This is a genomic window from Halomonas sp. BLK-85, from assembly GCF_044792155.1.
Classification (GTDB): domain Bacteria; phylum Pseudomonadota; class Gammaproteobacteria; order Pseudomonadales; family Halomonadaceae; genus Vreelandella.
In genome coordinates this window covers 1,081,890-1,096,114 of record NZ_CP087731.1, presented here as the reverse complement: position 1 = coordinate 1,096,114, position 14,225 = coordinate 1,081,890, and the positions used below count along the sequence as shown (strand labels likewise).

Genomic DNA, 14,225 nt, shown 5'->3' with positions numbered 1-14,225 from the left:
ATTCTAGCCGAGGATAGCGCTCAGTATGGTTACCCCTTCTTCCCTTGATGATCTGCCCAATATTGATCAGGCTCTTTTCAACCCACCCACTGCCGAGGCGCTGCATTCCTTGACTGATGCTGCTCATCCTCCACGACTCCTGCTACTTTACGGCTCACTGCGTGAACGTTCCTTTAGTCGGCTCGCCGTGGAAGAGGCCGCACGCCTGTTGCAGGCAATGGGCGCTGAAACGCGTATTTTCAATCCGCGCGGGCTACCCCTGGCGGATGCAGAAGAAACATCGCATCCCAAAGTAACCGAGCTACGTGACCTGGCTGAATGGGCAGAAGGCATGGTGTGGTGCTCGCCTGAACGCCATGGCGCCATGACCGGCATCATGAAAACCCAGATTGACTGGATACCTTTATCACTGGGTGCCGTGCGCCCGACTCAGGGTAAAACGCTGGCCGTCATGCAGGTGAATGGCGGTTCCCAGTCGTTCAACACGGTCAACCAGCTGCGCGTTCTGGGCCGCTGGATGCGCATGCTGACGATCCCTAACCAGTCCTCGGTACCCAAGGCATTCATGGAATTTGACGACAACGGCCGTATGAAGCCCTCGGCGTACTACGACCGGATCGTGGATGTGATGGAGGAGCTGGTTAAGTTCACTTATCTTACCCGGGATAAAGCAGACTGGCTGACGGATCGCTACTCGGAGCGCAAGGAAAGTGCCGATGAACTGTCGACCAGGGTCAATCAGCGTTCTATTTAGGCAGGAGACACTGATCATGTCCGAAAACCCCATAGAGATAACATCGGCTGCCGACGCGCATATCAAGGATAACGGCGGCGTCGTCACTGTCCGGCTGGCACCGCGCCATGGTTGCTGTGGTGGCGTCGCCAGCCTGGCGATTGCTGAACCCCGTGCACCCGACGTGCCTGCAGACTATGCCAGCTTTGACCTTGGCGATATCCGGCTTTACATGCCCCATGAACTAATAGGGGAAGGCCTATGCATCAATTGCGAGGGCTGGTGGAAACTGCGCCACCTTTACGTAGATGGCGCGGCAGTACAAACGCCGCGCCAGCGCTAGGCTCAGGCCAGGGATGCGCCAGCGCTACTATCATCTGCAGGCAATGCCAGCGCCATGATGGCACTCGCCGCCACCAGAGCCGCTGCAAACCACAGGCAGGCGCTCAAGCCAAAGGCCATATACAACCAGCCGGACAGCAAGGTGCCGATCAGGCGACCCATGGCGTTGGCCATATAATAAAATCCGACATCCATGGAAACCCCATCCGCCCGGGCATAATGCACGATCAGGTAGCTATGCCAGCTGGAATTGATGGCAAACAGCACGCCAAATGCCAAAAGCCCCACCACCAGCCAGCCTACCTGCGCCAGCGGCAATAGCGCCAGAGCAATCGCCAGCACGGCAAGCGCTGCCGCCCAGCTGGCGGTCAGCACGCGAGCGTCACCCTTGATCAGCCGGGTCAACCTGGGCGCCTGTGTCTGCACGCCGCCATAGCCAATAATCCATATGGCCAACAGGCCGCCCACCGTCCAGTGGGTCCAGCCATGCTGGTCATACAGAAATACCGGCAGGGCCACGACAAACCACACATCCCGAGAAGCAAACAGGCACAGGCGCGCGGCAGAAAGCACATTAATAGCGCGGGATTTGGAAAATATCTCGGAGAATTTAGGCTTGCGTTTCTGACGCCCCAGATCGGCTTTCAGACGCCATAATGAGAGCATCAGAACCACGCACAGCATCAGCGCCATTACCAATACCGCCCCACGAAAACCCACCAGCGTCAACAGGACACCCCCCACGAAAAAGCCCAGCCCCTTCAAGGCATTCTTGGAACCGGTGAGCATCGCCACCCAACGGTAAAGCGCGCTATTGGCATTGGCGCTATCGCTGGGCACCAGTACCTTGACGGCACTTTTGGCGCTCATCTTGTTCAGATCCTTGGCAATCCCCGACAGCGCCTGGGCGATCATCACCCACACCACGCTCAGCATGCCGGCTGGCACCAGCAGCATACTCAGAGCCACAATCTGAATAGCAAGCCCCATATTCATGGTGCGATTCAGCCCCAGCCGTGCGCCCAGCCAGCCGCCGACCAGATTGGTCACCACGCCAAAAGCCTCATAGAACAGAAACAGCATAGCAATTTCAAACGGTGAATAGCCCAGCTGATGAAAGTGCAGCACGACCAGCATGCGCAGGGCGCCATCGGTGATGGTGAACGCCCAATAGTTGCCGGTAATCAGCATATACTGGCGCACCTCGAAAGGCAGCGCCCGAATACGGCTCAGTACGGAATCACTCACAGCCCATCTGCTCCACCCACTTTCAGCGCGAGTTCAGCGGTACGGTTGGCATAGCCCCACTCGTTGTCATACCAGGCGTAAAGCTTGAGCTGGGTACCGTTAATCACCATGGTAGAGGGCGCATCGACGATGGTACTGCGTGGGTCGGTGCGGTAATCAATCGATACCAGCGCGCGCTCTTCGTAGCCCAGAATTCCCGCCAGTTCTCCTTCCGCCGCCGCTTTCAATGCCGCATTGACCTCTTTCACCGTCACGCTGCGTTCCAGCTCAAACACCATATCGGTCAAGGACGCATTAGCCAGCGGCACCCGCACGGCGTGGCCGTTGATCTTGCCCTCCAGCTCCGGGAAGATGGCAGTAATCGCCTTGGCTGAACCGGTCGTGGTCGGGATCAGGCTCATACCGCAGGCACGGGCGCGGCGCAAGTCTTTATGCGGCGCATCCAGAATGGTCTGGGTATTGGTGATATCGTGAACCGTAGTCATCGAGCCATGGCGAATGCCAAAGGTTTCCTGAATCACCTTGACGATAGGCGCCAGACAGTTGGTGGTACAGCTGGCGGCCGTCACAATCGCGTGTTGAGCAGGATCGTAGAGGTGATCATTAACCCCCATCACCAGATTCAGCACGCCCTCTTCCTTGACCGGTGCGCTGACCACGACGCGCTTGACGCCCTGATCCAGATAGCCCTGCAGCACCGCCGCCGTTTTATGCTTACCGGAACACTCTATAACCACATCACAGCCTGACCAGTCGCACGCCTCAAGTGGACGGTTCGCGCTGAACGCAATGGCATGCCCGTCTATGCGGATCTGTTCTGACATGGGTTCAAGCCCCTGCCCTGGCGACCAATGACCGTGTACGGAATCGAATTCCAGCAGATGGGCAAAAGTGGCCGCATCGCCGCCGGGGTCATTCACCCGCACCAGCTCAACGCGCCCTTGTGTGACCGCCGCCCACAGGCAACGCAGGGTCAAACGTCCGATCCGCCCCAGGCCGTTGATACCGATTTTGATTGCCATGCTGTTACCCTCCTGATCAGAATGCCTTGAATATACAATTTTCCATATATATAACGATCAAAAAAGGCCCGTGATGCTCACGGGCTTGGAACGGTTAACCGTAGCGACCGGAAATATAGTCTTCGGTCTTTTTCTGGGCCGGGGTCGAAAACATCACCTTAGTGTCGTTGTACTCGATAATCTCACCCAGATGGAAGAAGGCGGTGTAATCTGCCACTCGGGCCGCCTGCTGCATATTGTGTGTCACCGTCACAATCGTGAACTGCTCTTTAAGCTTGTCCATCAGATCTTCGATGGTTGCCGTCGAGATAGGGTCAAGCGCCGAGGTCGGCTCGTCCATCAGGATCACATCTGGCTGAACTGCAATGGCCCGGGCAATACACAGACGTTGTTGCTGTCCTCCTGACAATGAAGTACCGGGCTCGTGCAGTTTGTCTTTTACCTCATTCCATAAACCGGAATCACGCAACGCCTTTTCAACCAGCTCATCCTGATCAGCCTTGCGGCTGACCATGTCATGCATGCGCGGTGCGTAGGCGATGTTTTCATAGATCGACTTGGGAAACGGATTAGGTTTCTGAAACACCATGCCAACACGGCGACGCAGGGCTACTTCATCCATTTTGGCGGCGTTAACATCACGGCCGTCCATTTCTACCAGCCCAGAGATATTAACGCTGGGGATCAGGTCATTCATGCGATTAAGGCAACGCAGGAACGTTGATTTGCCACAGCCTGACGGGCCAATCAGAGCGGTCACGTTTTTCTGAAAAAGGTCGATGCTGATGTTGCTCAGCGCCTGTGATTTGCCGTACCAGAGATTCAAATCACGCACACGGATGCTTAGCTCATGGCTGGCCTCGCTGTTGCGGGTATAAGGTTGCCCAACCGCTGGCGTCTGCTGCTCAACCCTTTCAGCTGATTGCCCGGGTGTTTGTACAGTTGCCTTACTGTTCATGCTGTTCATAGTGAGTTCCTTGATAACGGCCGGCTTACCAGCGACGTTCAAATTTCTTGCGTAATATAACCGCAGAGGCATTGAGTGAAATCAGAATAGTAAGCAGGAGAAGAATTCCTCCAGCCGTTTTTTCAACAAAGGCTTTTTCAGGTTCACTGGCCCAGGTAAACACCTGAGCAGGCATCACAGTTGCCGCCTCTGTAAAAGAAGCTCCTACATCCGGAATAAACGCCACCATACCGACAATAATCAGAGGGGCGGTTTCCCCCATGGCTTGTGCCAAACCAATAATGGAGCCGGTCATGATGCCCGGCATGGCCAATGGCAAGACGTGATCCTTAACCACCTGCCAACGCGAACAGCCCAATCCAAAGGCTGCGTGTCGAATCGACTCTGGCACGCTACGCAGGGCCGTACGGGTCGAAATAATAATCACAGGCAAGGTCATCAAGGCCAGCGTCATACCGCCCACCAGTGGCGAGGAGCGAGGCACCCCGAAGAAGTTGATGAATATTGCCAACCCCAAGAGACCAAATAGAATCGAAGGTATCGCCGCCAGGTTGTTGATATTGATTTCAATCAGCTGGGTAAAACGGTTATCCGGTGCGAATTCTTCCAGATATATAGCCGTCATCACGCCAATCGGAAAGGCAATCGCCAAGGTCACGATCATGGTCATGATGGTGCCGACAACCGCCGAAAGGATACCTGCGCTTTCGGCCGTTTTTGAATCGCCCTGGGTAAAGAAAGTCGAGTTGAATTTCTGGGTAACCTGACCTGATTCGACCAGCCGATCTACGGTGGCAATTTCCTCATCACTGAGCTTATTACGTTGACCTTTCAGATACTGATCGACCTGGCTATTGGCCAATAACCAGAGGGTTTCACTGCTGCCAATCAAGTCCGGCTCATTACGTAGCAAGCGCGGAATGCTGCGAATCTCGGTACGGCTCACAATGGGGATCAGATCGGAATCAAGAGCCTGTCGAGCATCCGTGGAAGCCTCTTCGGAATAGCTTATTTCGGTTTCAACGTAGGCTTGCTGAAACGCAGGCAGTCCTTTTATTAACATATCGGTAAAGAACCACAGCAAGAACAACCCGGCTAGCCCAAGTGCTCCCATGGATAACCACTTCAAACGTGCTGATTTGCGGTGACGACGCTTGAGTTGCTGACTGATTTGGTCGAATGAATCACTCATTGATGTATATCCCGAGCGTTACAGGTTATTAACACGGTATTTTTCACGGAAGCGACGGATCATGATCACTGATACCAGGTTCAGCGACAGGGTCACTGCAAACAACACAAGCCCAAGGGCAAATGCAGAGAGCGTTTCGGCACTTTCAAATTCCTGGTCGCCGGTCAGTGCCGCTACAATTCTCACTGTCACTGTGGTCATATCTTCGAGGGGGTTGGCGGTCAGGTTGGGGCGCATACCCGCCGCCATCACCACTATCATGGTTTCGCCCAAAGCCCGAGACATACCCAGCAGAGATGCAGAAATAACCCCGGGCAGTGCTGCCGGCACCACCACATCGCGTATCGTCTCGCCTTTGGTCATGCCTAATGCCAGCGAGCCCTGTCGCATACTGTCCGGCACCGCGTTAATAACGTCATCAGAAAGCGAAGAAATAAATGGGATTATCATGATTCCCATCACTACCCCTGGCGCCACAGCGTTGTTGTAGGACGCATCCAGACCAAAAAAACCCGCGATATTAACGATGATAGGTGCCACGGTTATCGCGGCAAAGAAGCCATAGACCACAGTGGGAATGCCAGCCAAAATTTCGAGTAAAGGCTTGGCAATGGTACGCACTCGAGTGGGTGCATATTCCGACATGTAGATGGCTGAGGCTAAACCAATCGGAACAGCCACCAGCATGGCAATCAAGGTGATCATGAAAGTACCGGCAAACAGCGGCACAGAGCCAAACTGTGCACCGCTGCCATCACCACGACCGGCAGCCGCGAGGAAGCTGGCGCCTGGATTCCAGGTCGTGCCAGTTATGAATTCCCAAAAGCTATGCATCTGGAAGAAACGCAATGCCTCGGCAATAATTGAAAATAAAATACCAAAAGTAGTGAAAATCGAAATTAATGCTGCGCCTGCAAGCACCCAGCGAATGACACGCTCGATGGCCTTGCGCGCATGAAAGTTGGCCCTGACTTGCACGACACCAACAGCCAAACCCGCCGCTGCCACCACCAGACTTGCTGACAAGAGATAAAGCGGATGGATTTCAGCACCCAAAAGCAGTAAAACAAAGGCCCCTAACACACCTACCAAAACTGCAGGACCCGCGGTCGAAAGCACCGCAAACCAGGCATATTGATCTGGCTGAGCATACATGGAGGTGCCGGAAGCACGAAGGTTGGCGGCTTTTGAACGGCCGACGAAGAAAGCAATCAGGCCCAGAATTAAGAGGACACTACAAAATATTAAGAGTAGCTGGTTGGTCTGCATCATTGATATCTCAGGTTAACCATCGAAGCCATTTTGGATGATAGTAAGGCATAAACATGACACTTAAATGACAGTCTCCCATTAAAACAAAAGCCGGCAACCCAGGTTGCCGGCTCTTAACTTACTTGGCTTTTTAGCTTACTTCAGGACGTCAACCGTCATCGCAGTGCGGTTAGCAACGCTTTCACGCCACTCAGCACGCTCAGCTTCCGGCAATGGAATCAAACCAACATCCGCCAGGTAACCAGAATCGCTGATCATCTGCTCTTCCATGAACATATCAACATATTCATACATGGGCGGTACAGCATCAGCGTGCTGGTTCTTGACGTAGAACCACAGTGAACGGGCAACCGGGTAATCACCCGAGCTGATGGCTTCAGCTTCAGGCTCTACACCGCCAATGCTGGCGCCTTGAATAGTGTCTGTATTCTCAACCAGGAAGGAATAACCAAAGATACCGAAGGCTTCTGTGTCTTCAGAAAGACGCTGGACAATCAGGTTGTCGTTCTCACCGGCATCAATGTATGGGCCGTCATCACGAACGGTCATGTAGCCTTCACCGCCGTAAACGTCCATTTCTTCAGAAACTGTTTCCATGACCAGCTCTTCGAAAGCGTCACGGGTACCTGACGTGGAGGGCGGGCCGTAGATGGAAATTTCACGATCCGGCAAGGAGGAATCGATTTCGCTCCAGTTAGTATAGGGATTGTCAACCAGCTCACCGTCAACCGGTACCTGGGCAGCAACCGCCATGAAAAGCTGTTCAAGGGTAAAGTCAGCTTCGTCGTTTTCAGTTGACTGACCAATAACTATACCGTCGGAACCAATCTTGGCTTCAGTAATATCAGTCACGCCATTCTCTTCACAGCGCTCGAATTCAGACACCTTCATACGACGAGAAGCGTTAGTGATGTCCGGTGTGTCATCGCCAACACCGTTACAGAAAAGACGCAGACCGCCGCCTGAACCGGTGGATTCAATCACCGGTGTCGGGTAGTTGGTAGTGGCGCCAAATTCTTCAGTCACAAAACTGGCAAAAGGATAAACCGTGCTTGAACCCACGATGTTGATCTGGTCGCGGGCTTGAGCAACACCGGCAACGCTCATGACGGCTGCGGCGATAACGGTTGTCTTGAGAATACGGTTCATGCGAAATACTCCTGTTCGTGTCGGGGATCTTACCTTCGCAAGGCATACATTGCCCATCTTCCATGACAGCTTCATGACAACCGCCAAAACGTTTTTGTTAATTTGTGTAATGAACTTTCCTTTAGCTGGCACCTTCGACCACGGCCGGTGGCGTAAGCAAGCGCACGCCGATATTACCCAGCAGCGAGGCGGCCAGCATGGTCAGCACCATGGGCGCGATATGCTCGACCTCGAACAGCCCCACCATCATGCCTGCCAGCGCCCCACTGCCAAACTGGATACCGCCGAGTAGCGCCGTGGCCGTGGCGCTGATATGCCCAAAATGATCCAGCAATGACGAAATGGCATTGGGCGTAATCAGGCCAATCATTCCGGTAAACATCATCACCAGCACCACTACCACGGGCAGACTCGCCAGGTTCAGCAGCATGACAGTCACTAACGCAGAAGCGGCAAATAACTGCACCGTTAAGCCAAGCCGCAGGTTCTGCTGGGGCGTGCGCTTTTTAAGCAGGTAGATATTGACCCGGTTGGATAGCGCAATCACCACCACATTTACCCCGAACACAAAGGGGTACACCGCTGGAGAAAGCGAAAAATGTTCCAGGTACAAAAACGGCGAGGCGGTCACAAAAGCAAACAGGCCTGCAAAAGATGCCGCGGCCGCACAGATATAGCCCATACCTTCACGATGCTTGAGTACACTGGCGTAGTTACGGATGACCTGGCGCGGTGAGGCCACCGGCTGAGTCATATCGCGGGTTTCCGGCAGTCGCGTACCTAATAGCCAGGCCAGAAAAGCGGCATATGCGGCCAGAAATACAAAGATCAACCACCACCCCGCCACGAACAACAGCACACTCCCCACGGCAGGCGCTACCAGCGGCGCCAGCATCATGATCATTGCCATGGTCGACATCACCTTGGCAGCTTCGCGGCCCTGAAAGCAGTCGCGCACAATGGCCGCAGAGTTGACCACACAGGCCCCGCCACCCAGCGCTTGGATAAAACGCCAAACCAGTAGCGATGTCAGGCTATCCACCAGGGTAATCACCAGGCTGGCCAGGGCAAACGCCAGAAGGCCACCCAACAGCACCGGTTTACGCCCCAGGCGGTCAGATAAAGGCCCAAAACACAGCTGACCAACCGCAAACCCAAACAGAAATACACTGATTGAAAGCTCGGTATGGTGAATGCTGGCACCCACATCAGCTGCCAGGGCTGACATGGCCGGCAGGTAAGCATCAATAGCAAAAGGCGCCAATGCCGTATTGGCCGCAACGAGGATCGCTACACGGCGCGCATTAAGTTGCATGAGTTTCCTTTTATCAGCAAATTTATTAGCATGCTTATTATAATGCCTTTATCAGCAATGTGGGTCGCTGTTCGAAGCGCCAACACCTTGGTAAAGTAGCCACGACAACAATTCAGGAGTGTTTCATGGCGACGAGCTTGCTTTCTCAACTTAAAACGATGACCACAGTGGTTGCTGATACCGGCGACCTCGAAGCGATTCGCCGTTTTCAACCGCAGGATGCCACCACCAATCCCTCGCTGATTCTGCAGGCCTCACAGCAGGAAGCCCGACGCGAACGCCTGGCCCAGATTGCCAGAGACAGCGCTGATATCAACGAGGCCGTTGACCGTGTCGCTGTGGAAATCGGTCGTGAAATCAGCGAACTGGTGCCAGGTTACGTGTCGACAGAAGTCAGTGCCCGACTGTCCTTTGACCGCCAGGCAACCATCAGCAGAGCATACTCGCTGATCGAGCGCTACCAGCGCGAAGGCGTTGAAGCCGAACGTATACTGATCAAGATTGCCTCCACCTGGGAAGGCATTCAGGCCGCGCAGGAACTCGAACGCAACGGGATTCGTACCAACCTGACCCTGCTGTTCGGCTTTGCTCAGGCTCAGGCATGTGCCGATGCCGGCGCCACCCTGATCTCTCCTTTCGTCGGGCGTATTCTTGACTGGCATAAGGCACGCCAGCCGGACGCTGATTTCAGCGGCAGCAAGGATCCCGGGGTAAAATCGGTCAAGCGCATCTATGACTATTACAAAGCGGCTGGTTATAACACCATCGTAATGGGAGCCAGCTTTCGTAACATAGGGGAAATTCAGGCGCTGGCAGGCTGTGACCGCTTGACCATTTCACCCAAGCTGCTTGATGAGCTGGACCAGCAGGCGGGTGACCTTCCTCAGCAGCTGACTGCCAGCCTGAACAGCATCACCGCTGAACCCGCGCTTGATGAGGCACGCTTCCGCTGGGAAATGAACGAAGACGAAATGGCACATGACAAGTTGGCTGAAGGCATCCGCAAGTTTATGGCGGATCAATACCAGCTGGAAACACTGCTCGGCGAGCTGAGCCGCCGCTAGGCAAAATACCCCCAGGCGCCGACATTCATCTGTGGCGCCTGATTAACCCGAGTGTCACTGCCAGCTTATTCGGAGGGGGTATCCTGATCTTCAAGCATTTCTACCAGCGGCTGAAACTGTTCGCGATTGTGTTCGTTCATGTGCATCAGAATGCGATGCGCTTCCAGAATACGTTGTCTCATCCCCTGCTCATCAGCAGGCACTTCTGTGACCGTTTCAGCGATTTCTGGCAACGCTTGCTCCAAAGGCATTTTCATCAAGGTGAAAAAGTGCGAAAAGCCCATGACATCAAGCATCTTCCGTACGTCGGGGTTATCTACAATGATGGTGGGTGGTTGCTCCAATCGCCCCTTGACCGCAATCGCCACCTTGGCCAGAAACCCCAAAGCGGTCGAATCCACGTTAGTGGCTTCGCGCAGGTCAATCATGACGGCTTCAAGGCCAGGGGTTTTGGCCAGGCGCTGCGCTTGCGAATCCAGAGTAGCGCACAGCGTCAGGCGCACATCGCCACATAACTTGAGAACAAATACGCCGGATTCGAATGCGGCTTTAATACGGCCTTCTTCAATCAACATGACCAAATCCGCTCACCATCATGATTGTCAGATCGTCGGGCAGAGCATTACGATCAGGCATTATATCGCTATCGAATGCTTCATCATCACTGATCAGCTGGCTGGCAAACGCCAGCTGATCTCTTAGTTGTTCCAGGCTAGAGCTTTGGCTGATCAGACATTCCAGTTCAGCCAGTCTTTCATCCAGCGATGCGCCGGAAAGACATTCAAGAACGCCATCGGAACATAGCCAAAGCGAAAAGTGCTCGGGTAAATCCAGGCTGAATGACGGATATTCCACATCGGGAAACAGGCCGACCGGCATACCTTCACCCTCAAGGCGGGTTATCTGGCCATTAATCTTCAAGAACGGCATGGGCAACTGAGCGCCAAGCGAATAGTGAAGCCTGTGTTCATGATGGTCAATAACTGCCACAAAAAGAGTGGCATGTTTGCCAATATCGGTGCCTTGCAGCTCACGGTTCAAGGCCAGCAGCCAGTCCGCCGGCAACCTCTCAGGCTCCTGGCCATCCCACTCATGCAGCCAGCGGTTGCAAAGGTATTTAAGCAAAACGGTGACAAATGCTGAAGAGGCGCCATGGCCGGAAACATCGGCAAAATAGAAGGTACTGAAACGCTCATCGAAGCCTTGATAGTCAAGAAAGTCCCCCGACAGATACAGCGAAGGTGCAAACCAGTAATCGAAGTAGACATTATTGACACTGATAGCATGCGCGGGCAGCAACCGCCGCTGGATATGACCGCCACTTTGCTGATCCATACGCAGTAACGCCAGATGCGTTTCCAGGCTTTCATTAAGTTCAGCCAGACGCAGGCGGTCACGCTCACGCTCCTGGGCCAGTTGATGCAGCTCTATGGCCTTGCGAATCATTCTGCGCAGCAGTTCGGCATGGCGTAGAGGATGGACAATGTAGTCCACCAGGCCAATGTCAATTGCCTTTATCAGGTCTGCGTCCTGACGGGATTCACTGACCACCAGAGTAGGCAGGTGATGTGACAGGCCCGACCAGTGCTGGCGCGGCACGGCCCGAGCATGAGCCACAATCAGCGCCGTTTCCCCAGGCAGATGCTCAACGCTGTCGGCAGCAAATACGCCCAGGCCGTTACAGGTGATCGCCTCTGCCAGAGCGTCCCTTTCTTCACCTGGTTCGTCAATGACCGCAATTAACTGCTTCGAACGCTGCATGATAAGCCTCAATCGGCAAACGCGTCATCGTCAAAGTCCGCGTCATCAAATTCAAAGTCATCTGACGCAAACGGGTCGTCACCCAGCTCACCATCATTGATCAGAAACTCACGCCGCTGCAGATAGGTATCACGCACAAAGCGGTAGCGTTCACCCTGAATCATGGATTCCTGATCCAGCAAGCCGGCACGAATATGTACCAGGTCAAGTACGGCAAGCGCTTCGATCAATTCGCGCTCACCAATATAACTGAACGGGTAAGCGGAAATATCGACAGCAAGACCGGTTGTATCTCTCAGTGTTCTTGGGCCAAGCAATGGCACTACCAGGTAGCGAGACTCATCCCATCCCCAAACGGCTAGCGTTTGGCCAAAATCTTCCTTATCGGCCGTGATTTCCATCAGGGTAGCGTAATCCAGCAGGCCACCAATACCAACAGTGGAGTTGATTATGAATCGCGACGTGGAGAGGCCGGCATTGCCGGGCTTGCCCTGTAACAGGCTATTCACTGCAGTGAGCACCTCGCCAAGATTGGAAAAGAAGTTCCCGACACCTGTCTGCACAGGATCCGGCGTCACCGCCGCGTATGCCTGGGCAACCGGCTTCAGCGTATAACGATCCACCACGTCATTAAAGGCAAAGACTCGGCGATTGAAACCTTCCCAGGGGTCTTCCGGGTGAGCGTTGGAGGTCTCTTCCTCGGCACCGGACGATGATGGTTGGGTCGTGGCACAGCCTCCCAGCACCATCACCAGACTCAGCATCAAGGGCACGATACACCGCCATGGCGTGGACCAGATGGCATCATTTCGTTTACCCACAGGCATTAACATTGCATTGTCTCTCAAAACATTCACTCTCAAAATGTTGCTATCAGCATCTGGGGAGTATCCCATTGATAACTCATAGGCGGTCACTGATTAAGCACCCTTCTTCTGACCCTAGACCACTTTCTCTAACACGACACATCCGGCGCTGTAGCCGGCGCCGAAAGAACAGATAACGCCGATATCACCTGCTGAAAGCCCTTCACGCTCCAGGTGAAACGCAATGATTGAACCCGCTGAGCTGGTATTGGCATAACGATCCAGAATAACAGGCGCTTGTGATGTATCGGGAGTATGGCCCAGAACCTTGCGGGCAATCAGATCATTCATGTGACAGTTTGCCTGATGTAGCCACATACGCTTAAGATCCGTACCGGCCAGTTGCAGAGAAGCCAGATGGTCCGTGATCAAACGAGCCACCAGCGGACATACTTCCCTGAAGACTCGCCGCCCTTCCTGCACAAACAGCTTATCCAGTGCTTGAGGATCACTGTCAGTCACTCTGTTCAAAAAGCCGGCATTGTTGCGTATGGCGTTGGAAAAATGGGTCGTCAGCCGTGTTCCCAGAAGTAAGAACTGCTCAGGAGCTAACGCATCATCACGATTTTCAAGGACAACAGCGGTACAAGCATCGCCGAAAATAAAGTGGCTGTCACGGTCTCTGAAGTTCAGGTGAGCAGAACAAACTTCCGGATTAACTACCAGGGCTCGTTTGACACTGCCTGAGGCAATGGCATTTGCCGCTGCCTGGATTGCAAAGGTTGCTGAGCTGCAGGCCACATTCATATCAAATCCGTAACCTTGAGCACCCAGGGCCTGCTGAACTTCAATAGCCACCGCCGGGTATGCCCGCTCCAGATTTGAACAGCCGACGATCACCAGTTCTATGTCAGCAGCATCAACCCTGGCGGCGTTTAATGCCTGTTTGGCCGCTTCAAGCGCTATTTCCGCCTGAATCGACAACTCGTCGTTGGCTCGCTGCGGCAGCCTGGGACGCATTCGCTGTGGATCAAGAATACCCTCAGCATCGAGTACATAGCGGCTTTTGATACCCGAGGCCTTTTCAATAAAGCCGCTGCTAGAGAATGCCAGCGGCTGACAGTCACCCGCGGCAATCGCCTTGGCGTTACGCGCATTTTCCTGCTCCACCCAGGCGTTGAATGTCGCCACCAGGGCATCGTTATCAATGGCATGTTGCGGCGTAAACAGTCCCGTACCGGTGATCACCACATCTGTCATACACTTTCTCCTTTGGACGACACAGCGCCTTTTCAATGCCACCTGGCCACTCAGATTACGATTTGCCTGCACGATGGGGTGGATAGCCTGCCGA

14 protein-coding genes are annotated in these 14,225 nt (G+C 54.0%); 3 read left to right on the top strand and 11 right to left on the bottom strand.

What is annotated here, in order from left to right; genetic code table 11:
* The first annotated feature begins 25 nt into the window (after positions 1 to 25).
* Positions 26 to 754, top strand: coding sequence for an arsenical resistance protein ArsH (arsH, locus tag LL947_RS04880; RefSeq protein WP_499834114.1), 729 nt, complete (start codon positions 26 to 28; stop codon positions 752 to 754).
* A 16-nt stretch (positions 755 to 770) separates the two neighbouring features.
* Positions 771 to 1,076 (top strand): CC/Se motif family (seleno)protein, encoded by a 306-nt coding sequence (locus LL947_RS04875; RefSeq protein WP_499834113.1) that lies wholly within the window; start codon positions 771 to 773, stop codon positions 1,074 to 1,076.
* 2 nt (positions 1,077 to 1,078) lie between these two features.
* Here LL947_RS04875 and arsJ read toward each other — a convergent pair whose 3' ends face one another.
* The 7 genes from arsJ to LL947_RS04840 all read right to left on the bottom strand — a co-directional run bounded on the left by arsJ (position 1,079) and on the right by LL947_RS04840 (position 9,240).
* Positions 1,079 to 2,266: an organoarsenical effux MFS transporter ArsJ gene (gene arsJ / locus LL947_RS04870; RefSeq protein WP_499834375.1), complete on the bottom strand. Its 1,188-nt coding sequence runs from the start codon at positions 2,264 to 2,266 to the stop codon at positions 1,079 to 1,081.
* 53 nt (positions 2,267 to 2,319) lie between these two features.
* Positions 2,320 to 3,345 carry an ArsJ-associated glyceraldehyde-3-phosphate dehydrogenase gene (locus LL947_RS04865; protein WP_499834112.1) on the bottom strand — a complete coding sequence of 342 codons (1,026 nt, stop codon included), beginning with the start codon at positions 3,343 to 3,345 and terminating at the stop codon, positions 2,320 to 2,322.
* A 94-nt stretch (positions 3,346 to 3,439) separates the two neighbouring features.
* A complete protein-coding gene (gene pstB, locus LL947_RS04860) occupies positions 3,440 to 4,303 on the bottom strand; it encodes a phosphate ABC transporter ATP-binding protein PstB (RefSeq protein ID WP_499834374.1) in 864 nt (287 codons plus the stop codon).
* 34 nt (positions 4,304 to 4,337) lie between these two features.
* The gene (gene pstA / locus LL947_RS04855; RefSeq protein ID WP_404416947.1) at positions 4,338 to 5,504 is read right to left on the bottom strand and encodes a phosphate ABC transporter permease PstA; all 1,167 of its coding nucleotides are present in this window, start codon (positions 5,502 to 5,504) and stop codon (positions 4,338 to 4,340) included.
* Between the two features lie 18 nt (positions 5,505 to 5,522).
* Complete coding sequence (gene pstC, locus LL947_RS04850; protein ID WP_290820806.1) at positions 5,523 to 6,773, bottom strand: phosphate ABC transporter permease subunit PstC; 1,251 nt, start codon at positions 6,771 to 6,773, stop codon at positions 5,523 to 5,525.
* 138 nt (positions 6,774 to 6,911) lie between these two features.
* Positions 6,912 to 7,925 (bottom strand): substrate-binding domain-containing protein, encoded by a 1,014-nt coding sequence (locus LL947_RS04845; RefSeq protein ID WP_499834111.1) that lies wholly within the window; start codon positions 7,923 to 7,925, stop codon positions 6,912 to 6,914.
* A 121-nt stretch (positions 7,926 to 8,046) separates the two neighbouring features.
* A complete protein-coding gene (locus LL947_RS04840; protein ID WP_499834110.1) occupies positions 8,047 to 9,240 on the bottom strand; it encodes a Bcr/CflA family multidrug efflux MFS transporter in 1,194 nt (397 codons plus the stop codon).
* A 125-nt stretch (positions 9,241 to 9,365) separates the two neighbouring features.
* Between LL947_RS04840 and tal the strand changes: the two genes are divergently transcribed.
* Entirely contained in the window at positions 9,366 to 10,304 is a 939-nt protein-coding gene (gene tal / locus LL947_RS04835) for a transaldolase (RefSeq protein ID WP_499834109.1), read from the top strand.
* Between the two features lie 65 nt (positions 10,305 to 10,369).
* Here tal and LL947_RS04830 read toward each other — a convergent pair whose 3' ends face one another.
* From LL947_RS04830 to LL947_RS04815, 4 genes are all read right to left on the bottom strand, one after another.
* Positions 10,370 to 10,879, bottom strand: coding sequence for an STAS domain-containing protein (locus LL947_RS04830; protein WP_499834108.1), 510 nt, complete (start codon positions 10,877 to 10,879; stop codon positions 10,370 to 10,372).
* On the bottom strand, positions 10,869 to 12,065 hold the full coding sequence (locus LL947_RS04825; RefSeq protein ID WP_499834107.1) for a PP2C family protein-serine/threonine phosphatase: 1,197 nt from the start codon (positions 12,063 to 12,065) through the stop codon (positions 10,869 to 10,871). The genes LL947_RS04830 and LL947_RS04825 overlap by 11 nt, the downstream gene beginning before the upstream one ends.
* Before the next feature lie 8 nt (positions 12,066 to 12,073).
* On the bottom strand, positions 12,074 to 12,892 hold the full coding sequence (locus tag LL947_RS04820) for an MlaA family lipoprotein (protein ID WP_404417878.1): 819 nt from the start codon (positions 12,890 to 12,892) through the stop codon (positions 12,074 to 12,076).
* 114 nt (positions 12,893 to 13,006) lie between these two features.
* Entirely contained in the window at positions 13,007 to 14,131 is a 1,125-nt protein-coding gene (locus LL947_RS04815; RefSeq protein WP_499834106.1) for a beta-ketoacyl-ACP synthase III, read from the bottom strand.
* Positions 14,132 to 14,225 lie beyond the last annotated feature (94 nt).